General features: G+C 71.5%; 20 protein-coding genes. 6 read left to right on the forward strand and 14 right to left on the reverse strand.

Annotated elements, in window-relative coordinates:
* Nucleotides 1-534: 534 nt before the first annotated feature.
* A complete protein-coding gene (locus ACFYL6_RS26970; protein WP_387175378.1) occupies nucleotides 535-1,317 on the forward strand; it encodes a 3-hydroxybutyrate dehydrogenase in 783 nt (260 codons plus the stop codon).
* Between the two features lie 14 nt (nucleotides 1,318-1,331).
* Complete coding sequence (locus tag ACFYL6_RS26975; protein ID WP_387175380.1) at nucleotides 1,332-3,251, forward strand: helix-turn-helix domain-containing protein; 1,920 nt, start codon at nucleotides 1,332-1,334, stop codon at nucleotides 3,249-3,251.
* An 85-nt stretch (nucleotides 3,252-3,336) separates the two neighbouring features.
* Here the strand turns inward: ACFYL6_RS26975 and ACFYL6_RS26980 are convergent, their stop codons facing one another.
* The 8 genes from ACFYL6_RS26980 to ACFYL6_RS27015 form a co-directional block, all read right to left on the reverse strand.
* Nucleotides 3,337-3,945, reverse strand: coding sequence for a TetR/AcrR family transcriptional regulator (locus ACFYL6_RS26980; protein WP_112583337.1), 609 nt, complete (start codon nucleotides 3,943-3,945; stop codon nucleotides 3,337-3,339).
* A gap of 11 nt (nucleotides 3,946-3,956) precedes the next feature.
* The gene (locus ACFYL6_RS26985; RefSeq protein WP_238657907.1) at nucleotides 3,957-5,525 is read right to left on the reverse strand and encodes an MFS transporter; all 1,569 of its coding nucleotides are present in this window, start codon (nucleotides 5,523-5,525) and stop codon (nucleotides 3,957-3,959) included.
* An 83-nt stretch (nucleotides 5,526-5,608) separates the two neighbouring features.
* The gene (locus ACFYL6_RS26990; RefSeq protein WP_387175382.1) at nucleotides 5,609-6,280 is read right to left on the reverse strand and encodes a transcriptional regulator; all 672 of its coding nucleotides are present in this window, start codon (nucleotides 6,278-6,280) and stop codon (nucleotides 5,609-5,611) included.
* Between the two features lie 78 nt (nucleotides 6,281-6,358).
* Nucleotides 6,359-7,372, reverse strand: a complete 1,014-nt coding sequence (locus tag ACFYL6_RS26995; RefSeq protein ID WP_196922277.1) for a branched-chain amino acid ABC transporter permease — start codon at nucleotides 7,370-7,372, stop codon at nucleotides 6,359-6,361.
* On the reverse strand, nucleotides 7,369-8,250 hold the full coding sequence (locus ACFYL6_RS27000) for a branched-chain amino acid ABC transporter permease (protein WP_238657900.1): 882 nt from the start codon (nucleotides 8,248-8,250) through the stop codon (nucleotides 7,369-7,371). The genes ACFYL6_RS26995 and ACFYL6_RS27000 overlap by 4 nt, the downstream gene beginning before the upstream one ends.
* Entirely contained in the window at nucleotides 8,247-9,497 is a 1,251-nt protein-coding gene (locus ACFYL6_RS27005; protein ID WP_387175384.1) for an ABC transporter substrate-binding protein, read from the reverse strand. The genes ACFYL6_RS27000 and ACFYL6_RS27005 overlap by 4 nt, the downstream gene beginning before the upstream one ends.
* Nucleotides 9,498-9,548: 51 nt before the next feature.
* Nucleotides 9,549-10,241, reverse strand: coding sequence for an ABC transporter ATP-binding protein (locus tag ACFYL6_RS27010; protein WP_112606145.1), 693 nt, complete (start codon nucleotides 10,239-10,241; stop codon nucleotides 9,549-9,551).
* Nucleotides 10,228-10,989, reverse strand: a complete 762-nt coding sequence (locus ACFYL6_RS27015; protein ID WP_387175387.1) for an ABC transporter ATP-binding protein — start codon at nucleotides 10,987-10,989, stop codon at nucleotides 10,228-10,230. The genes ACFYL6_RS27010 and ACFYL6_RS27015 overlap by 14 nt, the downstream gene beginning before the upstream one ends.
* 223 nt (nucleotides 10,990-11,212) lie before the next feature.
* Between ACFYL6_RS27015 and ACFYL6_RS27020 the strand changes: the two genes are divergently transcribed.
* Complete coding sequence (locus ACFYL6_RS27020) at nucleotides 11,213-12,070, forward strand: SPFH domain-containing protein (RefSeq protein WP_387175389.1); 858 nt, start codon at nucleotides 11,213-11,215, stop codon at nucleotides 12,068-12,070.
* A 160-nt stretch (nucleotides 12,071-12,230) separates the two neighbouring features.
* Here the strand turns inward: ACFYL6_RS27020 and ACFYL6_RS27025 are convergent, their stop codons facing one another.
* A complete protein-coding gene (locus ACFYL6_RS27025; RefSeq protein ID WP_387175391.1) occupies nucleotides 12,231-13,607 on the reverse strand; it encodes a permease prefix domain 1-containing protein in 1,377 nt (458 codons plus the stop codon).
* The gene (locus ACFYL6_RS27030; RefSeq protein WP_387175393.1) at nucleotides 13,604-13,969 is read right to left on the reverse strand and encodes a PadR family transcriptional regulator; all 366 of its coding nucleotides are present in this window, start codon (nucleotides 13,967-13,969) and stop codon (nucleotides 13,604-13,606) included. The genes ACFYL6_RS27025 and ACFYL6_RS27030 overlap by 4 nt, the downstream gene beginning before the upstream one ends.
* 143 nt (nucleotides 13,970-14,112) lie before the next feature.
* Here ACFYL6_RS27030 and ACFYL6_RS27035 point away from each other — a divergent pair, with 143 nt between their 5' ends.
* A complete protein-coding gene (locus tag ACFYL6_RS27035) occupies nucleotides 14,113-14,400 on the forward strand; it encodes a hypothetical protein (RefSeq protein WP_231392589.1) in 288 nt (95 codons plus the stop codon).
* 135 nt (nucleotides 14,401-14,535) lie between these two features.
* Nucleotides 14,536-15,276 carry a phosphotransferase family protein gene (locus tag ACFYL6_RS27040; RefSeq protein WP_387175395.1) on the forward strand — a complete coding sequence of 247 codons (741 nt, stop codon included), beginning with the start codon at nucleotides 14,536-14,538 and terminating at the stop codon, nucleotides 15,274-15,276.
* A gap of 20 nt (nucleotides 15,277-15,296) precedes the next feature.
* On the opposite strand, the gene ACFYL6_RS27045 is transcribed toward ACFYL6_RS27040, so the two are convergent.
* From ACFYL6_RS27045 to ACFYL6_RS27055, 3 genes are all read right to left on the reverse strand, one after another.
* Entirely contained in the window at nucleotides 15,297-16,475 is a 1,179-nt protein-coding gene (locus tag ACFYL6_RS27045) for an alcohol dehydrogenase catalytic domain-containing protein (protein ID WP_387175397.1), read from the reverse strand.
* Nucleotides 16,472-17,926: an aldehyde dehydrogenase family protein gene (locus ACFYL6_RS27050; RefSeq protein WP_387175399.1), complete on the reverse strand. Its 1,455-nt coding sequence runs from the start codon at nucleotides 17,924-17,926 to the stop codon at nucleotides 16,472-16,474. Before ACFYL6_RS27050 ends, ACFYL6_RS27045 begins: the two co-directional genes overlap by 4 nt.
* A gap of 70 nt (nucleotides 17,927-17,996) precedes the next feature.
* Entirely contained in the window at nucleotides 17,997-18,653 is a 657-nt protein-coding gene (locus tag ACFYL6_RS27055; RefSeq protein WP_387175401.1) for a TetR/AcrR family transcriptional regulator C-terminal domain-containing protein, read from the reverse strand.
* A gap of 185 nt (nucleotides 18,654-18,838) precedes the next feature.
* On the opposite strand from ACFYL6_RS27055, the gene ACFYL6_RS27060 reads away from it, so the two are divergent.
* Nucleotides 18,839-20,011, forward strand: a complete 1,173-nt coding sequence (locus ACFYL6_RS27060) for an acyl-CoA dehydrogenase family protein (protein ID WP_387175403.1) — start codon at nucleotides 18,839-18,841, stop codon at nucleotides 20,009-20,011.
* A 63-nt stretch (nucleotides 20,012-20,074) separates the two neighbouring features.
* Here ACFYL6_RS27060 and ACFYL6_RS27065 read toward each other — a convergent pair whose 3' ends face one another.
* On the reverse strand, nucleotides 20,075-21,112 hold the full coding sequence (locus ACFYL6_RS27065; RefSeq protein WP_387175405.1) for an aminotransferase class V-fold PLP-dependent enzyme: 1,038 nt from the start codon (nucleotides 21,110-21,112) through the stop codon (nucleotides 20,075-20,077).
* Nucleotides 21,113-21,155 lie beyond the last annotated feature (43 nt).

A 21,155-nucleotide genomic window follows, 5' to 3' on the forward strand; every position in this document is an offset into this window, starting at 1 on the left:
TACGACCCGCCACGTGCCACCGACCTCTCAGCGATTCGCCCCGCCAAGAGGACAACGAACGACAAGATCGATTGCTACGACCAGCTGAGCACGGGCACTACATCCAGGATGTTGCGCGATCTTGCGGCGCGAGGCGCGGCGGCGACCGGGCGGGAGCAGGGCTGAGACGGGAGCGGGGACCGAGCGCCAGCGGCGAGGGCTGGGGCAGCGCGCGGGGCGGGCGACCGGCGCCGCCGCCAAGGTCACGCTCGAACCTGGATGTAGTGGCAACGACGAGCCGGGAAGCCACTACATCCAGGATGTTGCGCGATCTTGCGGCACGAGGAGTGGCGGCGCACGGCACAGCAGTGGCGGGGCGCAGCGCGAGGCACGGCGGGGGCGCGGCAGCGCGAGGCACGGCGGGATGGGGCGGGAACGGGTGGAACGCGGGGTGGGAGCGGGCGGCGGGGGCGGGTGGGGCCACACAGCTTTGGTACGGAGTATGTGTCGCTGGCCCATGTGCCGGGGAGCACACAGCTCGTAACTTCTTGCGCCATGACGGCAGAACCCGTGGTGGTCCCCCACGTCGTACAGGTCGACCTCTCTGGTCGGACCGCCCTGGTCACCGGGGGCGGCGGCGGCATCGGGCGGGCGTGTGCCCTGCGGCTGGGCGCGGCTGGCGCCAAGGTGCTCGTGGTGGACCGCAACCTGGAGGCGGCCAAGGCGGTGGCCGCCGAGGCCGGTGGCCGGGCCGAGGGCGTGGATTTGTCCGACGCCGCGGCGGTGGACTCACTCGACGTGGACGTGGACATCGTGGTGAACAACGCGGGGCTCCAGCACGTCGCGCCGTTGCAGGACTTTCCCGTCGAGCGGTTCGAGTACATCCAGCGGGTGATGGTGGAGGCGCCGTTCCTGCTGATCCGCCGGGCGTTGCCGCACATGTACGCGCGGGGCTGGGGACGGATCATCAACATCTCCTCGGTGCACGGGTTGCGCGCCTCGCCGTACAAGGCGGCCTACGTCTCGGCCAAGCACGCCCTGGAGGGGCTGTCGAAGGTGGTCGCGTTGGAGGGCGCCGCGCACGGGGTGACCGCCAACTGCATCAACCCGGCGTACGTGCGTACCGCCCTGGTGGAGAGCCAGATCGCCGACCAGGCGGCCAGCCACGGCATCGACGAGACCGAGGTGATCGAGAAGATCATGCTGGCCCGGGCGGCGATCAAGCGTCTGATCGAGCCGGAGGAGGTGGCCGAACTGCTGGCGTACCTCTGCTCGCCGCCGGCGGCGTTCATCACCGGCGCGTCGATCGCCCTCGACGGGGGCTGGACGGCCAACTAGTGGGGTTGAGCACAATGTCGACCATGTCTTCGCCGGTGGAGTTCCTGGAGCTGCTCGCCCGAGAGGCCGCGGCGGTCGAGTTCGAGGGACCGCTGGTGGCCGCGCGGGCCGCCGGGCTGCCACCGGACCGGCTGGCCGAGCTGGAGCAGGCCAAGTCGGTGGCGTTGCGGGTCCGCGCGCTGCTGGAGCGTCGGCGCCGCCGGGAGAGCGAGCTGTCCGGCCTGTACGACACGGTCAGCGACCTGGCCGGGCTGCGCGACCTGGACGACGTCCTGCGGGCGATCGTGCACCGGGCCCGCCACCTGCTCGGCGCGGACGTGGCGTACATGACGCTCAACGACGACGAGCGTGGCGACACCTACATGCGGGTGACCGACGGGTCGGTCTCGGCCCGTTTCCAGCGGCTGCGCCTGCCGATGGGCGCCGGCCTCGGTGGCCTGGTGGCACAGTCCGGCGCCCCGTACGTCACCGCGAACTACGGCGAGGACGCGCGCTTCCACCACACCGGCGAGATCGACGCCGGGGTGGGCGAGGAGGGCCTGGTGGCGATTCTCGGGGTGCCGCTGCGGCTCGGCTCCACGTCGATCGGGGTGCTCTACGCGGCCAACCGTTCGGCCCGGCCGTTCGTCCGGGAGGAGGTGGCCCTGCTGGTGTCGCTGGCCGCGCACGCCGCGGTGGCGATCGACACCGCCCGGCTGCTGACCGAGACCCGTTCGGCGTTGGCCGAGTTGTCGGCGGCGAACACCACCATCCGGGCGCACAGCAGCTCGGTGGAGCGGGCCGCGGCGGCACACGACCGGATGACCGCGCTGGTGCTGCGCGGCGGCGGTGTGGAGGACGTGGCGGCGGCGGTGACCGAGGTGCTGGGCGGCGCGCTGCTGGCGTTGGACGCCGAGGGCCGTCTGCTGGCCCGGGTGGGTGAGATCGAGGAGCCGGACCGGGCGGACATCGTCGAGGCGGTGGCCGCGTCCCGGACCGAGGGGCGCAGCGTACGCCGGGGTCCACTGTGGTACGCGGCAGTGGTGGCCGGTGCGGAGAACCTGGGCGCCCTGGTGCTGCGCCCGGACGACGAGCTGGTCGACGCCGACCAGCGCATCCTGGAGCGGGCCGCGTTGGTGACCGCGCTGCTGCTGTTGTTCCGCCGGACGGTCGCGGAGGCGGAGGGGCGGGTGCGTGGCGAGCTGCTGGACGACCTGATCGCCCGCCCGCTGCGCGACACCGACGCGCTGCGCAGCCGGGCCCGTCGGCTCGGGGTGGACCTGGACGCGCCGCACGTGCTGGTGGCGGTGGGCGACGACGCGATCGCCGCGACCGGCTCGGCGCGGCAGCGGGTGCTCTCCTGGGCCACCACGTACGCCTCGGCGCGCGGCGGACTGGCCGCGGCGCGCGACGGCCGGGTGGTGCTGATGCTGCCGGGGTTGGACGCGGGTGGCAGCGCCCGCGCGGTGGCCCGGGACCTGTCCCGGGTGACCGGCCGACCGGTGACCGCCGGGGCGAGTGGCCCGTCGACGACGCCGGCGGCGCTGGCCGGGACGTTCCAGGAGGCGGACCGGTGCCTGACGGCGCTGGGCGCGCTGGGCCGCGCCGGGCAGGGCGCGAGCACGGTGGAGTTGGGCTTCGTCGGGTTGTTGCTGGGCACGGTCGGTGACCGCGGTGAGAAGGACGTGACCGAGTTCCTCAGCGCCACCGTCGGGCCGGTGCTCGACTACGACGCCCGGCGCGGCACGGCTCTGGTGAAGACGCTGGAGGCGTACTTCGGGGTGGGTGGCAGCCTGGCCCGGGCCGCCGAGCAACTGCACGTGCACGTCAACACGGTGACCCAGCGGTTGGAGCGGGTCGGGCAGTTGCTCGGCGTCGACTGGCAGCGGCCGGAGCGCGCGCTGGAGGTGCAGCTCGCGCTGCGCCTGCACCGGCTGCGCGCACCAGCCGGCTGACCGCCGCCGACCAGCGGGCCCAAGGCCCCCCCGGCCGTGCGTCCGGCGTCAACGGGCACAAGAGCCACTGACCGAGCGCCCGGTGTCAGCGGGCCTGGATGCCCTCCAGCACGGCGTCGACGACCCGTTCGGGCAGGGACTGCTCGTCGAGGTCCGGGTTCCACTGGAGCACCCGCTGGATCAGCATCGGCCCGGTGAGCAGCGCCATCGTCACCTCGACGTCGATGTCGGCGCGGAGCACCCCCTCGTCGATGCCGCGCCGCAGCACCTCGCGCATCAGCTGCCGGCGGGGCGAGATGATGTTCTGGTAGAGCTGGAACTGGTCGGCGCTGCGGTTCACGGCGGGTGCCAGGCAGGGCATGATCTTGGCCGCTCGCGGGTCGACGTTCTTGCCGATCGCGCCGACCAGCAGCACCAGGTCGTCGCGGACGGAGTGGCCGGCCGGCTGCGCCATCACGCCCTTGAGGCGGCGCAACGCGTCCAGCAGCAACGCGTCCTTGCCGGCCCAGCGGCGGTAGATGGTGGCCTTGCCGACCCCGGCGCGGGTGGCGATCGCCTCGATCGAGAGCGCCTCGATGGTGCTGCCCTCGGCGAGCAGGTCGAGGGTGGCCTCGATGATCGCCTCGTCGGCGCGGATGCTCCGCGGTCGCCCGGGCGACCGCGGAGCATCGGCAGTGGACGTCATGTCCGCCATTCTCCCCGAACCTATGCCGTACCGGCCAGCTCAGGCTCGGCGACCGGAGCCGCCGGGGCGACGCTGGTCTCCTCCTTGCCCGGCATCCAGCGCAGCACCACGATGATCCCGAGCGCGGCGATGACCGCGGAGAGCCCGGCCGCCCAGTGCATGGCGGTGACGAAGGCGTCGTTGGCCGCCGAGATCAGCCCCGGCGCCGCCGGGCCGAGCTGGCCCGCCGCCGCGTACGCCCCGGAGATCGACTCGTTGGCCGCGTCCTGGGCCTGCGTGGGCAGACCGGTCAGCGCGTCACCGATGTCGCTGCGGTAGACCGCGGAGAGCACCGAGCCGAGGACGGCCACACCGAGCGCGCCGGCCACCTGGCGGATGGTGTTGCTGACCGCGGAGCCGACACCGGCCTTCTCCCGGGGCAGCGCCGACATGATCGACTCGGTGGCCGGCGGCATGATGTTGGCCATCCCGGCGCCCTGGATGAGGAAGACGAGCAGCACGATCCAGATCGGGGTGGAGGCGCCGATGAAGACGAACGCGCCGAGGGACACCACGGTCAGCGCCAACCCGACGGTGGCGACCGCCTTACCGCCGTAGCGGCGGACCATCGCGGCGCTGCGCGGCGCGAAGACCAGTTGGGCGCCGGCGAAGGGCAGGAAGAGCAGGCCGGTCTGCAACGGGCTGTAGTCGCGTACGAGTTGCAGGTAGAACGAGCCGAAGAACATCGAGCCCATCGCGGCGAAGAACACCAGGCCGACGATGGCGACCGGCGCGGCGAAGCGGGGCACCTTGAACAGTCGGACGTCCAGCGACGGGTGGTCGCTGCGCCGTTCGTGCTGCACGAACCAGGCCAGCACCGCGATGCCGACCAGGATGGAGCCCCAGGCCACCGGGCGGTCGAAGCCGTGCTCGCCGCCGTCGATGATGCCGTAGGAGAGGGCGACCAGGCCGACCACGGAGAGCAGCACGCCGAGTACGTCGATCCGGCCGGGCCGCGGGTCACGCGACTCGGGGACCAGCAGCGCCACCAGCACCACACCGGCGGCGACCACCGGCACGTTGATCAGGAAGACCGAGCCCCACCAGAAGTGCTCCAGCAGCGCGCCGCCGAGGATCGGGCCGATCGCCACGGCGAGACCGACCGCGCCGGCCCAGACACCGATGGCCCGGCCCCGCTCGCGCGGGTCGAAGACGTTGGAGATGATCGACAGCGTCACCGGCATGATGGCCGCGCCGCCGACCCCCATCAGGGCGCGGGCCGCGATGAGCTGTCCGGGGCTCTGGGCGTACGCGGAGAGCAGCGACGCCAGGCCGAACAGCACCAGACCGATCATCAGGAAGCGCTTGCGGCCGGCGCGGTCGCCGAGCACCCCGAAGGTGAACAGCAGCCCGGCGAAGACGAGGGTGTAGGAGTTGATGGACCACTCCAGCTCACCCTGGCTGGCGCCGAGGCCGTGCACCGGGTCGGCCAGGGTGCGCAGGGCGACGTTGAGGATCGTGTTGTCGAGGACGACCACGAGGAGGCTGATCACCAGTACCCCCAGGATCGCCCACCGCCTCGGGTGTCCGGTGTTGTTGTGCAGCTCCATGCCTTGCTTTCCCCCCACGTGATCACCCGCGACGAAATACGATACGGGTCAGACTCGTAACGCGGGTCAGCCTACGACGCGTATTAACGATACGGCACCGATCCGTATCGTATGTGGCCAGCGTCACGCCCGGGCACGACCGCCAGGCAGGCGTTGACGGCGTCCGCCAGGGTGTCGAGACGAACCGCCGGACCGCCGAGCGGCTCGATCCAGCCCGGCCCCGCGCCGTGCACCCGAAGGAGCGGAAAGTCCCGGGCGAAGCGCACCAGGCGGTACGCACGGCCGGTGAGCGGCGTCTGCGACCAGAGCACGACGGTGCGCGGGCGGGCCCGGTACACGGCGCTGGTGAGCGCGGACCAGGGCAGCGCGGGGCCAAGGTTCAGACAGCCGCGGCCCTGCTCACGCAGCGCGGCGGCGAGCGCCAGCAGACCGAGGCCGTGCGCCTCCTTCTCGGCGCCGGCCAGCAGCACCCCGCCGGTGGGCAGTGACCGGCCCGGCTCCCGGCGGTACGCGTCCAACCCGACCCGGACGCCCTCGAAGAGGGCGTGCTCGATGACGATCTCGGCGGCGGTACGCCCCGACAGCCGGGCCAGCAGCGGACGGCAGACCTGCTCCCAGAGCGCCGGCACGCCCCACGCCTCGACCAACTCCAGCAGCACCGAGGCGACGCCGTTGGCGTCCAGGTCCTCGGCCGCCAGCGACACCTGCTTGTGCGCGATCTCCACGGCCTCCGCCGGCATCGGATCGGTCAGCACCAGACGTACCCCCGGGTAGACGTTCTCTACCCGGGGGTTCGCTCGGAGGGCGCGCGGCGGATGCGCCGTCGCGGAATTTCAGCGCCGGCGGGCCGCCAGCCGGTGGGCCAGCGCGGCGACGCTGCCCCAGATGCCGCGCCGGAACAGCACCACGACCAGGACGAAGATGCCGCCGGTCACCAGGCCGATCGCCTCGAACCCGGAGAACGACAACCAGTCCTCCAGCCGGACCACGAGGGCGGCGCCGAGCACCCCACCCCAGAGGGTGCCGATCCCGCCGAGCACCACCACGATGACCGCCTTGCCGGAGGTGGTCCAGTGCAGCACGTCCAGCGAGACGAACCGGTGGCCGACCGCGAACAACCCGCCGCCGAGGCCGGCGATGAACCCGGAGAGCACGAACGCGGTGAGCTTGTAACGGTGCACCGGGTAGCCCAGCGCCCGCGCCCGGGCCGGGTTGTCCCGGATGCCGACCAGCACCCGCCCGAACGGTGAGTGCACGATCCGCCAGGCGGCGGCGAGCCCGAGCAGCACGATCGGCAGAATCGCGTAGTAGAAGAAGTAGTCGTCGGTGAGGTCGAGGCCGAACAGCTCGCGGGGCACCCCCTGGAGGCCGTTCTCACCCTGGGTCACCGAGCGCCACTCGTTGGCCACGTAGTAGACCATCTGCGCGAAGGCCAGGGTCACCATGGCGAAGTAGATGCCGGTCCGCTTGACCGCCAGGTACCCGATCGGCACCGCCAGCACGGCCGCGGCGAGGGCCCCGGCCAGGACCGCGAGGGGGAACGGCAGGCCGGCGTGGATGGCCACCAACCCGGTGACGTACGCGGAGGTGCCCCAGAACGCTGCGTGACCGAAGGACATCAGCCCGGTGAAGCCGAGCAGCAGGTCCACCGCCACGGCGAACAGCGCCCAGCAGAGGATATCCACCGCGACCGCCGGGTAGAGGCCGTTGGGCAGCCACGCCGCGACGGCCAGGCCGACCGCGAGCAGCGCGTACCGCACCCAGCCGGGGGCCCGGGCCACGGCGATCAGCCCGGACGGTGGCGTCGAGCGGGACGCGTCGGTGGGAGTGTCCACGGTGTTGGTCATGCGGGGGCCTCCTCCCGACCGAACAGGCCGGCCGGGCGCCAGAGCAGCACGCCGGCCATCACGACGAAGACGATCGTCTGCGAGACGAGCGGGAAGTTCGAGAGGTACGCCTCACCCCACGCCTGCACCAGCCCGATGCCGAAGCCGGCGGCGACCGACCCGAAGATCGAGCCCAGCCCGCCGATCACCACCACGGCGAACACCACGATGATCAGGTCGGCGCCCATCAACGGGTTGACCGCGCGCATCGGCGCGGCCAGCACACCGGCGAGGCCGGCCAGCCCGATGCCGAAGCCGAAGACCGGGGTCACCCACCGTCCGACGTCGATGCCGAACGCGCGGGTCAGGTCCGGTCGCTCGGTGGACGCGCGGACCACCATGCCGATCCGGGTCCGGGTCAGCACCCACCACACCGCGACGCAGAGCAGCACCGCGAAGCCGAGGATGAACACCCGGTACGTCGGGAAGTCGAACAGCCCGAAGTCGACCGACCCGCTCAGCAGCGACGGCGTCTCGTACGGGCTGGACTGCACGCCGTAGCGCAGTTTCACCAGGTCCTGCAGGATCAGCGTCAGGCCGAAGGTGAGCAGGAAGTTGTAGAGCGGGTCCAGTTTGGTCAGCCGGTGGATCACCGCGCGTTCCAGCGCCATGCCGAGCAGGGCCAACCCCACCGGCATGATCACCAGGGCGGCCCAGAACGGCACGCCCGCCTCGGCGAGCAGCACGTACGCCCCGAACGCGCCGAGCATGTAGAACGCGCCGTGCGCGAAGTTGACCACCCGCAGCATGCCGAAGATGACCGCGAGCCCGAGGGCGAGCAGGGCGTAGAACGCCCCGCTCACCAGCCCGTTGAAGGTGTTCTGCGCGAAACCGCTCATAGCTGGCAGTCCGCGGACGGCGCGCGGAACGCCTCCGCGGCAGGGATCGTCTTGAGCACCTTCACGTAGTCCCACGGCTCGGTGACCTCGGCCTGCGGCTTCACCTGGGCCAGGTACGCGTCGTGCACCACCCGGTGGTCCTCGGCGCGGATCTTCCCGTTGCGCAGGAAGACGTCCTCGACCGTCTTGCCCTCCAGGCCCTTGACCACGGTGTCCGCGTCGTCGGTGCCGGCGGCCTGCACCGCCTCCAGGTACTGCAACGCCGCGGAGTAGTTGGCGGCGTGCGCGAAGGTCGGCCGGGTGCCGGCCTTCTGCTGGAACCGGTCGGCGAACTCCCGGTTCTTCGCGTCGAAGTTCCAGTACCAGGCGTCGGTGTAGGTGGTGCCGGCCAGCGCGGCCGGGGTGAGCGAGTGGATGTCGGTGAGGAACATCAGCCCCACCGCCAGGCCGACGCCCTTGTCCCGCAGCTTGAACTCGTTGTACTGCTTCACCACGTTGACCAGTTCCGCGCCGGCCTGCATGGTGCCCAGCACGTTCGGCTTCGGGTTCAGGTTCGGCGCCTTGAGCAGGAAGGTGGAGAAGTCACCGCTGGTGTTGGGGAACGGCGCCCCGTCCTTGCCGACGACCGTGCCGCCGGCCGCCGTGATCGCGGTGGAGAAGCTCTTCTCCATGTCCTGACCGAACGCGTAGTTCGGGTAGAGGATGTACCAGTTCTTGCCGATCTGCTCGGTAGTGGTCTTCCCGGTGCCGTTGGCCAGCATGTACGTGTCGTACGCGTAGTGGAAGGTGTACTTGTTGCAGCTCTTGCCGGTCAGGTCGGTGGTCGCCGCACCGATGTTGAAGTAGAGCTTCTTCTTCTCCTTGGCCACGTCGGCGACCTTCAGCGCGGCCGACGAGGTGGGCACGTCAAGGATCAGGTCGACGCCCTTGCGGTCGTACATCTCCTGGGCCTTGGAGTTGGCCACGTCCGGCTTGTTCTGGTGGTCGGCGGTCTCCACGGTGATGTCAGTGGTCACCGCCTTGTCGCCGTACTTCGCGGTGAAGTCGGCGATGGCCATCTCCACCGCCGCCACCGAGTTCTTCCCGGACAACTCCGAGTACGCCCCGGACTGGTCGTTGAGCACGCCCAGCACGATCTTGTCGCCGGTCAGCTTCTGGTCGCCACTCGACTGGGGGCCACCGCCGCCGCATCCGGCGACCAGCACCACCACGGCCGACGCCGCGGCCACACCCATCGTCCTGCGCATGCCCACTCCATCCATCCCGCGCGTCGTCGCGCGGGTCGTCGTTGAGAGAATTCAGATCCCGAGGTACGCGAGCAGTTCGCGTTCGCGTGAACGCACCTCGGAGTTGTCCATCGCCTCGGCGACCCGGCCCTCGGCGAGCAGGTAGTGCCGGTCGGCGACCCCGGTGGCGAAGTGCAGGTTCTGTTCGACAAGCAGCACGGTCACCCCGTGCCGTTTGGCCTCGCGCAGCAGGTCGCCGACCTGCTGCACCAGCAGCGGCGACAGCCCCTCGGTGGGCTCGTCGCAGAGCAGCAAGCGGGCGCCCATCCGCAGCACCCGGGCCAGCGCGAGCATCTGCTGCTCACCGCCGGAGAGCATGGTGGCCGCCGAGTCCCGCCGGGTGTACAGCGCCGGGAACGCCTCGTACACCCGCTCCAGCGACCACGGGTCGGGGCCGACCGTGGGTGGCAGCGTGAGGTTCTCGGTGACGGTCAACGTGGCGTAGCTGCCCCGGTCGTCGGGCACCCAGCCCAGGCCCAGGCGGGCCCGCTTGTGCGCCGGCAGCCTGGTGATGTCCCGCCCGTCCAGCTCCACCGTGCCGCGCTGACCGGGGTGCAGCCCCATCACGCAGCGCAGCAGGGTGGACTTGCCGGCACCGTTGCGGCCGACCAGGGTGACCACCTCGCCGGCGGAGACCTCGAGGCTGACGTCGCGCAGCACCTGCGCCTCGCCGTAGAAGGCGGACAGGTTCTCAATGCGCAGCATCGGCCACTCCCAGGTAGGCGGTGATCACGCGTTCGTCGGCGCGGACCTGCTCGTACGGGCCCTCAACGAGGACCTTGCCGGCCTGAAGCACGGTGACGGTGTCGGCGAGACGGCCGACCACGCTCATGTTGTGCTCGACCATCACCACGGTCCGGCCCTGGCGGACCCGGCCGATCAGCTCGACGGTGCGGTCGACGTCCTCCAGGCCCATGCCCGCGGTCGGCTCGTCGAGCAGCAGCACCTTCGGGTCCAGCGCCAGGGCGATGGCCAGCTCCAGGGCGCGTTTGCGGCCGTACGCCAGGGCCGCGGAGGGGGCGTGCGCCAGCTCGGCCAGCCCCACCATCCCCAGCAGTTCGTCGGCCCGCTCGGTGTAGCGGCCCATCAGCTTCGACGACCGCCAGAACCGCCAGCCCAGCCCGCTGGGCGACTGCAACGCCAGCGCGACGTGCTCGCGCGCGGACAGTTGCGGAAAGAGGCTGGTGATCTGGAACGAACGGGCCACGCCTAGCCGGGCCACCTGCTCCGGGGGCAGTCCGGTGACATCCCGCCCGTCCAACTCGATCCGGCCACCACTGGGTCGCAGGAAGCCGGTGAGCAGGTTGAACAGGGTGGTCTTGCCCGCGCCGTTGGGGCCGACCAGCGCGTGCACACTGTCCGACGCCACGTCGAGGTCCACGTCGTCGACCGCCCGGAAGCCCCGGAAGTCGCGGGTCAGCCCACGGGCCGACAGGAGCGCTTGCCCGGCCATCGCCTCATCCTCCGCACGTCGCGGCGACGGTCGGTTCGGTGACCGTGGTCACAGGCCCGTCGCGTGGACGAAACCTACGGCGGGTCGCCAGAGTCGAACCATGTCGATGGGCTCCATATTCGACCCACGATTGACGTGCGTGAACTCCACTCCCCTGTGCCGTCGACTTGACCGGACCCCCTAGGTTGATGATCCACACAGCCCACCGGAAGGTCCCCACCCCATGCCCGTCGGCTTCACCATGGCGATCGTCTTCGCCGTCGCCCTGGCGGTCAGCGCCGTCGTCGCCCTCGTCGCTCCGGCACGGTCACTGAAGCGGATGGCCGCCCTCGCGGCGCTCGGTTTCCTCGCCCTCACCCTGGTGGTCGGCATCGCCTCCAGCGCCCACTCGGTGCCGATCCGCTCGGTCGGCATCGTCACCAGCTTCGGCAAGCCCACCGGCGAGGTGACCGGCTCGGGCCTGAAGTGGGTGGCGCCCTGGCAGAAGGTCGGCGAGTGGGACGCGGGCCGACAGAAGTACGACCACATCGGCGGCGACAACTGCGTACGCGTGCGCACCGGCACCCTCGCCGACGCCTGCGTCGAGGTGCTCGTCGAATGGCAGGTCAAGCCGGAGAACGCGCCAAAGCAGTTCATGGACTACAAGGGCGACTTCGCCAGCTTCCGGGGTCAGCGGGTGGGTGTGCAGCTCGACAGCGCGGTAAACGACGCCTTCGCCGCGTACAACCCGCTGGAGAAGATCGACGCCCAGACCGGTGACCTCAACGTCGACCTGAAGCCGTTCGCCGCGAACATCAAGACCAGCGCGGAGACCCGCCTCGCCACCGACGTGGACATCCTCTCGGTGACCATCACGCGGGTGAACCACGACGACAAGACCGAGGGCAACATCAAGGCGTTCCAGGACAAGCTGGCGCAGACCCGCAACCTGGAGCAGGACCGCAAGAACGCCGAGATCTCCAAGCAGATCACCGAGACCAACGCCAAGGTCGACAAGGTGACCCGCTGTCTGGAGATCGCCGAGAAGAACGGCGCCAACCCGGGGCTCTGCATCAACCCGGGCATCGTCACCGGCAAGTGACCCGCGGGCCGGCGAGGGCGACCACCGTCGGTCACCTTCGTCGGGGCGGATGCGGCGTTAAGCGGTATACCTCAGAGGTATAAATATGCCTCTGAGGTATACCGCTCCTCGGCAGATCGACATGACGAGCCAGCCGAGCGCACGGTTAGGGACTATTCGTCTAGGCGAAGCTGAACAGCGGCGGGAAGACGAGGACCACGATCCAGGCCCACACGGCGTACACCGGCAGGTAGCCGGTCTGCCATCGTTCGAGCGTCGCGAACGGCGTGCGCCGACGGATGAAGCTGAGCAGGAGCCACGCCGACCACGCGAGGTTGACCAGCAGGATCACGTTCTCGCCGAGCGCGGCCGCCCGGTTCGGCGTACCGCCGTACTCGTCGGTGATGCGCCCGGTGATCTCCATCAGCACCAGCACGTCGATGGCCAACGCACTGACCACGAGCGCGAGTTGGAGTTTGTCGAACAGGCCGGGCGGGGCCAGCGGCTCACGGGCCGAGAGTGAGTAGAGCAGCAGCCCCAGCACCACGACCAGCAGGAGGTCGAAGAGGAGCAGCGCCTCCCGCTCGACGTCGATGCCGTGGCTGGTCCAGACGACAGCGACGAGGAAGGCAAGCAGCGCGGCCGTGAAGAGCGGGGTGAACAGCCTGGTCAGGACCGGCGCGATGTTCTCGACGACACTCTGCTTGGCCTCGACGAGCCACCCGGCCACGACGACCGCCGCCGCCGCGCCGCAGGGCAGGAGCCACTGCGAGACGAACTCCTCCGGGACGATGCCGATGGCCGCGAACGTGTTGAACAGGAACGCGGCGAGCACGCCCCCACCGAGGGCCATCAGCACCAGATAGATGAACCACTCGCCGGTGAACCGGATGAAGTCCATGCGTCGACGGGAGGAGCGCCAGTCGTCGGCGACGTAGGCCAGACCGACCACCAGCCACAGGGCGATGGGCAGGTGGACGCTGGTGACGACCACGGACTGCGAATCGTCCGCCAGGGGGTAGGCGTTGGCCGCCACGGCACCGAGGACGAAGAGCACCGCCAGTGCCGCGATCACCGTCCGTCGGGCTCCCCGGCGCCAGGCCAGGTACGCGGCCAGCCAGGGCAGCGCGAACAGGGTGAAGTTCCGCGCGTAGAACGGGCCGTCGTCGTCGAAGCTCAGCCCGAACAGCGCCGGCACCTTGACGGACGCCAGCGCACCCGCCGCACAGGCGAGCATGACCCACAGGTCCCGGCGGGAGCGCGTGCCGCCGACCGGGCTGCCGGAGTCACCGGTCAGCACCAACTGCTTCCATAACCGTTCCGAATGTTCCCGGGCGAACTCGCGGGAGAGCTCGTCGAGGCTGCCCATCCGTTTCACCGCGACCAGGAACGCCTCGTCCGGGCTCAGGCCGGCGGCGACGAGCTCGTCGACCGAGCCGCGGAGGTGGTCTTCCAGCTCGTCGGCGTCCACCGCCTGCAGCTCCCTGCGGCGCAGCACGTACTGGCGCCACTGCTCGAACTGCGCGTCCAGTTCCTCGGGCCCGTCGTGTGCCGTCATGCGAGGCCCTCCAACGGGTGCACCGTCAGCGGCGCGCGGTCATGCCAGATCTCCTTGAGCGCGCCCACCACGGTGTCCCACTGCCGGCGCTGCTCGGCCAACTCGGCCAGGCCCCGGTCGGTGACGCGGTAGTACTTGCGCTTCCGCTCGCCGGCGACCGCCTGCCAGCTGGACTCCAGGTAGCCGAGGCGCTCGAGCCGGTGCAGCAACGGGTACAGCAGCCCTTCGGTCCAGTCCAGCTCACCCCCGGACAGCTCGTTGATCCGCCTGATGATGGCGTAGCCGTAGCTCTCGCCCTCGGCCAGGATGCCGAGCACCATCGGCGTCGCCGAGGCGGCGACCAGATCCTTGGCGACCTTCACGAAACCTCCCGTCCCCTAAACCTAGAAGTACGATGCATAGTACTGCTAGGTATAGCTTCTGGCACAACGGGTGGTGCCCGAATCGCCGTCACGGGCAGCTGTGGTGCCGCGGTCGGGCACTTTCCGGGTTAGCCTTGGCGCATATGGCTACCTTTCGCAGCGCCTCAGTCCTCCTTTCCTCGGACGGCACCAGGACCCCCGGCACCGCCGCGCTCTTCGCCGAGCCGGCCCGTAGGGGCGGGACTCCGCCCTGGGCGGGCGACTTCCGTCCCGCCAACAGCGCCGGCAACGGCCCCAAGAACGCGGTCGGAAAGACCTTCACCCTGGAGCTGCCCGACGGCAGCACCGGCAAGGTCGTGGTCCAGGGCCTCAAGAGCGGCAAGGGCGGCGTCGTGCTGGCGCTGATGGGCGAGGACGCCCCGCCCTTCTGACCAGCCGCCCGGCTCTCGTCGCCCGGGTGCCCAGGGTTGACCCTTCCCGGGTCACCCAGGGCACCTGGCCAACCACGCCAGTCGTCCCCGACAAACCGCTGGGATGTCGACGGCCGTGTCGCGACAATGGCCGTCATGCCGGAGGTCGAAGTCGTTGTCGCCCATCAGGAACGCGCGACCCTGCGCGTCGGCGACGTGTTCCTGAAGATCGACGCTGATCCGGGGCGCACCGACGTCGAGGTCGAGGCGATGGCGCTGGCGCCGGTCCCGACCCCCGAGGTCCTCTGGCGCAAGCCGCCCGTGCTCGCGCTCGCCGCCCTGCCCGGATTGGCGCTCGGTCGCCTCGGCGAGCCGTCGACCGCCTCGCCGGCGGCGTGGGCCGCGGCGGGCGCCGCCGCTCGCGAGCTGCACGACGCGCCCCTACCGCCATGGCCCGGCCGCAGCCGCGACGAGTTGACATCGCAGCTCGACGCCGAGTGCGAGTGGCTCGTCGGCAACGGCGTCCTCCCCACCGACCTGGTCACGCGCAACCGCCAGGTCGCCGAGGCGGCGCTCCGCCCGTGGACCCCGGTTTTCACGCACGGCGACCTCCAGATCACCCACGTGTTCGTCGACGGCGACGAGGTCACCGGCGTGCTCGACTGGTCCGAGGCGTGCCAGGGCGACGCCCTCTTCGACCTCGCCACCCTGACGCTCGGCCACGAGGAGCACCTCGGCGACGTCCTCGCCGGTTACCGCGCCGACGTCGACCTCGACGTGATCCGCGCGTGGTGGTCGTTGCGAAGCCTGCTGGCAGTCCGCTGGCTCGTCGAACACGGCTTCGACCCGTGGGCACCAGGCTGCGAGATCGACGTGCTGAGATCGTCGACGTGCTGAGAGCCCGGCTGTGACGAGCGTCAGTCCAGGGTGACCACCCACCGCGCGCCCTCGCCGCGCGCCAGCCGGTCGAACGCGGCCGGCGCCTCGTCCAACGAAACCGTCCCGCTGACCAGCACACCCAGATCCAGCGCGTTGTCGGCGAGTTCGGCAGCCAGCACCGGCACCTCCCGGTCCGGGTCGGACGAGCCGTACACCGAGGAGCGCAGGGTGCGCGCGGAGTGGAAGATGTCCAGCGCGCCGAGGCTGACCATGTCGTCCTTGGCGCCCATGCCGACCACGGTCACCGCTCCCCCACGCCGGGTGAGCCGCCAGGCGGCCCGGATGGTGGCGGCGCGTCCGACGCACTCGAAGGCGTGGTCGACGCCGCGGCTCTCGGTGCGCGCCCGCACCTCCTTGGAGAGCCGGTCGTCGGAGAGCAGGAAGTCGGTCGCCCCGGCGGCGAGCGCCAGGCCCCGTTTCGCCTCGGCGACGTCGATGGCCAGGATCGTCGTGGCACCGGCCCGGCGGGCCGCGCTGAGCACGGCGAGCCCGACCCCACCGAGCCCGACGACCGCCACCGCCTCGCCGGGCGCCACCCGGGCGGTGTTCCGGACCGCGCCGACGCCGGTCAGCACCGCGCAGCCGAGCAGTGCGGCCTGCTCGGGCGGCAGCCCGGCGGGGATCGGGATGACGGCACGCTCGGGTACCACCACCGCCTCGGCGAGCGCGCCGAGGCCGAGGGTCAGGTGCAGCGGGACCCCGTCGTCGGTCTCGCCGCGCGGCACGGTCGGGGCGGTGGTGTCGGCGCAGAGCCACGGCTCGCCGCGCCGGCACCACCAGCAGGCCCGGCAGGCCGGTGCCCAGTTGAGCACCACCGGGGTGCCGACGGTCAGCTGGCTGCCCGGCCCGACCTCGGCCACCACGCCGGTCGCCTCGTGCCCGAGCACCAGCGGGAACCTCGCGGCGAGGGTGCCGTTGACCATGGACAGGTCGGAGTGGCAGACACCGGCCGCCCTGATCGTCACCCGCACCTCGCCGGGGCCGGGCGCGGGTAGGCGTACCCGCTCGACCCGCAGCTCGGCGCCGGACCCGCGCGCGACGAGCGCGCGAACGGTGACCGGCGCGGACGCCGGCTCGGTGCCGCCGCCACCCGGCGCGGCCGCGGACAGCTCGGTGCCGCCTGCCGGCACGGCCGGGGACAGCTCGGGGTGGGTCATCGCTGGATCGCCTTCAGCTCGCAGAACTCGGCCAGCCCGTGCACGCCCAGCTCCCGGCCCAGGCCGGACTGCTTGTACCCGCCGAACGGGGCGAGCGGGTTGAACGGGGCACCGTTGATGTCGACGGCGCCGGTACGCAGCCGCCGGGCCACCGCGAGCGCCGCGTCGGTGTCGGCGGACCAGACCGCGCCGGCCAGCCCGTACTTCGAGTTGTTGGCGATGGCGACCGCCTCGTCGGTGTCGGTGAACGGGATGACGGCGAGCACCGGGCCGAAGACCTCCTCCTGGGCGAGCGCGCTGTCCGGGTGTACGTCGGCGAAGACGGTCGGGGCGACGAAGTGCCCCCGGGCCGGCACCGGGGCGTCGGGCCCGCCGGTGACCAACCGGGCGCCGTCGGCGAGGGCCCGGTCGATGTGGCCGCGTACCCGCTCGGCCTGCGCGGCGGAGACCAGCGGGCCGAGCCGGGTCGCCGGGTCGAACGGGTCGCCGAGTCGGTAGCCGGCCACCGCCGTGGCGATCAGGTGGAGGGCCTCGTCGTACCGGTCGCGGTGCACCAGCATCCGGGTCCACGCGGTGCAGGTCTGGCCGGAGTTGAGCAGGGCGTTGCCGACGCCCACCTTGACGGCGGTGGCGAGGTCGGCGTCGGGGAGGATCACGTTGGCGGACTTGCCGCCCAGCTCCAGCGCGACCCGGGCGATCCGGTCGGCGGCGAGCCGCATGATCCGCGCGCCGGTGGCGGTGGAGCCGGTGAACGAGACCAGGTCGACGTCGGGGTGCCCGGCGAGCGCCTCGCCGACCACCGGCCCGGTGCCCGGGACCAGGTTGAGCACCCCCGGCGGCAAACCGGCTTCGGTGACCGCGTCGAAGAGCAGGTACGCGGTCAACGGGGTCAACTCGCTGGGCTTGAGCACCACCGTGCAGCCGGCGGCCAGGGCGGGTGCGAGTTTCGCCATCACCTGGTGCAGCGGGTAGTTCCACGGGGTGATCGCGCCGACCACGCCGATCGGCTCGCGGACGACGAGGGAGTTGCCGATGCTCTCCTCGACCGGCGCACGGGCGGCGAGCGCGACGTGGTCGCGCAGCACGGTCAACGGGAGGCCGACCTGCACCCGGGTGGCGAGCTTGAGCGGTGAGCCCAGCTCCACGGCGATGGTGCGGGCGAGGTCGTCGGCGCGGGCGGTGAGCGCCGTGTGCAGCCGGTCGAGGTGGGTGGAGCGCTCGGCGGGGGTGGCGGCCGACCAGCCGGGGAAGGCGGCGCGGGCCGCGGCCACGGCGCGATCCACGTCGGCCGGGGTGCCGGCCGGCACCTGCCCGACCAGTTCCCCGGTGCTGGGGTTCTCCACGTCGATCGGTTCGGCGTCGGCGGGAGACGTCCACTCCCCACCGACGTGCAGGTGGCGCCGGAGGCGCAGCGAGTCGGGCAACTGCGACGGCGGGGCGGCGAGGTCCATGTCGTCCCTTCGGGGGTGGGCGATGGGCGATGGCGACGGGGCGATGAAACTAGCGCTGGGAGTTTGGACGCTACCCGTTGGGCCGGGCGGACTCCACCGTGTCGACGGTGCGGGTGTACTCGGCGGCCAGACCGTGCAGCAGGGCGTCCAGGCCGAGGGCGAAGGCGCCCTCGTCCACACTCTGCTGGTGCTCGGCGAGCCGGTGCGCCTGGCGCAGGTGCGGGTAGTGCGCGGCGTACAGCTCCGGGTCCTCGACGAACCCGCGGGCGAACGAGCCCAGCGCCGACCCGGCCACGAAGTAGCGCAGGGCGGCGCCGATGTGGGTGGCGCGGGCCGGCGGCCAGCCGGCCCGGACCAGGCCGCCGTAGACGGCGTCGGCCATGGCGAGGGCTGCCGGTCGACGACCGGGCCCCTGGGCGAGGTACGGCACGATGTTCGGGTGCGCGGTGAGCGCCCGCCGGTACGACCAGGCCCAGTCGCGCAGCGCGGTGGTCCAGTCCCGGCTGGCGAAGCCACTGGTGTCGACGGCGCCGGTGACCGTGTCGGCGACCGCGTCGAGGATGTCGTCCTTGGTAGCGAAGTGGTTGTAGAGCGAGGGACCCTGCACGCCTAGCGCGGCGGCGAGCCGGCGGGTGGAGAGCGCGCCGAGCCCGTCGGCGTCGATCAGCGCGAGCGCCGTCTCGACGATCCGGTCGCGGGTGAGCAGAGGTCGTCGAGGTCGGGGCACGTCAGAGCTCCTCGGTCTGCGGTGTCCCTCCCCGTGGGAAGCACCTGTTCACGCACCCTATCCGGGACCGTCTGCGCGCAGGCGTCACCAGGAGGGGTCTGGACGAATGAAAACTTACACCGCTAGTTTAGGGATGACCGCTGCGACCCGCAGCGGCGCACCGCCACGCCGACCGAGGGGGAACCGTGGACTTCGCACTGTCCGACGAGGAACGCGCCGTCCGAGACACCGTGCGCGCGTTCATCACCCGCGAGGTGATGCCCCTGGAAGCGGAGGTGCTTCGCCGGGAACGGGCGCACCAGCCGGGCCTCGACCGCTCCGAGGTGCGCGAACTGCAACTCAAGGCACGCAAGTTCGGCTTCTGGGGCCTGGCCACCCCGGAAGAGTACGGCGGAATGAACCTGCCGGCCGTACTCCAGTCGTTGATCTGGACCGAGCTGGGCCGCACGTTCGTGCCGTTCCGCTTCGGTGGCGAGGCCGACAACATCCTGTTCCACGCCACCGAGGAGCAGAAGCGGGAGTTCCTCATCCCGACCATCGAGGGCGAGCGGCGTTCCTGCTTCGCGATCACCGAACCGGGCGCTGGGTCCGACGCGGCCAACATCCGGCTGTCCGCCCGCCGCGACGGCGACGACTGGATCCTGGACGGCGAGAAGACCTTCATCACCGGCGGTCACGACGCCGACTTCGCCATCGTGGTCGCGGTGACCGATCGGGAGAAGGGCGCCCGCAACGGCGGAGCCACCGCCTTCCTGGTGGACCGGTCGATGGGCTGGCGCTCCGAGTTCATCCAGACGATGGGCGAGGGCGGGCCCGCGTCGCTCATCTTCGACGGCGTACGCGTGCCGCACCGCAACATCCTCGGCGAGATCGGCCAGGGCTTCACGCTCGGCATGGAGTGGATCGGCAAGGGGCGCTACACCATCCCGTCGCACGCCATCGGCATCGCCGAGCGGGTTTTGCAGATGGCCATCGAGTACGCCAACACCCGGGAGACCTTCGGCGCGAAGATCGGCACCAACCAGGCCATCCAGTGGATGATCGCCGACTCGGAGACGGAGCTGGAGGCGGCGCGCTGGCTGGTGCTGCGCTCGGCGTGGACGGTCGACGCGGGCCTGGACCCCCGGCACGCCTCGTCGATGGGCAAGCTCTACGGCGCCGGCATGGTCAACCGGGTGGTCGACCGGGTGCTCCAGATCCACGGCGGCATGGGCTACACCCGAGAGCTGCCGATCGAACGCTGGTACCGGCAGGTCCGGCTCTACCGGATCTTCGAGGGCACCGACGAGATGCAGCGGCTGATCATCTCGCGGGACCTGCTGCGCGGCTACACGAAGATCGGTGGCCACCTGGCCTGAGCCGGGACGTCCACTGACGTCGAGGACGGTCGGCTACCCGCCCGGCCGCCCTCGACGCCGGGTTCAGCCGGTCAACGCCGTCAGCGCGGCGTCCACATCGGCCTCGGTCGAGTAGATGTGGAACGAGGCCCGGACCCGCCCGGCGCGCACCGCCGCCCGGATGCCGGCCGCGGCGAGGCGCTGCTCCGCGTCAGGCACGTCCACGCTGACGATGGCGCTCTCCCCCGGTGGCCGGCCCAGCCCGGTCAGGAACCGGTTGGCCAGCGCCACGTTGTGCGCCCCGATCGCCGAGACGCCGACCTCGGCGACCACCTCCAGGGCGGGCACCGCACCGACCCAGCTGAACCAGGCCGGCGAGATGTCGAACCGGCGGGCGTCGTCGGCCAGCCGCAGCGGCGGGCCGTAGTAGGAGGCGTGCGGGTCGCGGCCCGCGTACCAGCCGGCGGCGTCCGGGCGCAGCCGCTCCCGCAACCCGGGGGCCAGATAGGCGTACGCCGTCCCGCGCGGATTCATCAGCCACTTGTAGCCGCCCACCGCCACCACGTCGGCCAGACCGCCGTCGAACCGCAGCCAGCCGCACGCCTGGGTGGCGTCCACCGCCACCAGCGCGTCGTGCGCACGGGCCGCGGCCACGATCTCGTCGTACGCGGCGACCGCCCCGTTGGCCGACTGCACCAGGCTGAACGCGACCAGGTCGGTATCGGCGTCGATGGCGTCGACAAGCGACTCCAGCGGCACCGTGCGGACCTTGACGCCGCGCTCCTCCTGCACCAGCCAGGGGAAGAGATTCGAGGTGAACTCGACCTCGGGGACCACCACCGTGGCACCGGCCGGCAGAGCCGCCGCGACCGGCCCGAAAAGCTGGGACACGGTCGCGCCGACAGCCACGTCACCGACCGGCACCCCGACGAGGCCGGCGAAGGCGACACGAGCCCGGTGCGTCGACTCGCCCCAGCCCTCCCACGACGTACGACCAACCCGCCAGGCCGCGAGTGCCTCCTGCAACGCTGCCCACGCCGGTTCCGGCGGCAACCCGTAGCTGGCGGTGTTCAACCAGCCAGGCTCCGGCTGCCACAGCTTCTGCGCCTGCTCGATCTCCATGCCGTCGACGCTAGGCCGAACGACGCGCGACGGGCACGGCCAA

Source organism: Micromonospora sp. NPDC007208, from assembly GCF_042869175.1.
In the GTDB taxonomy this organism is placed as follows: Bacteria; Actinomycetota; Actinomycetes; order Mycobacteriales; family Micromonosporaceae; genus Micromonospora; species Micromonospora foliorum.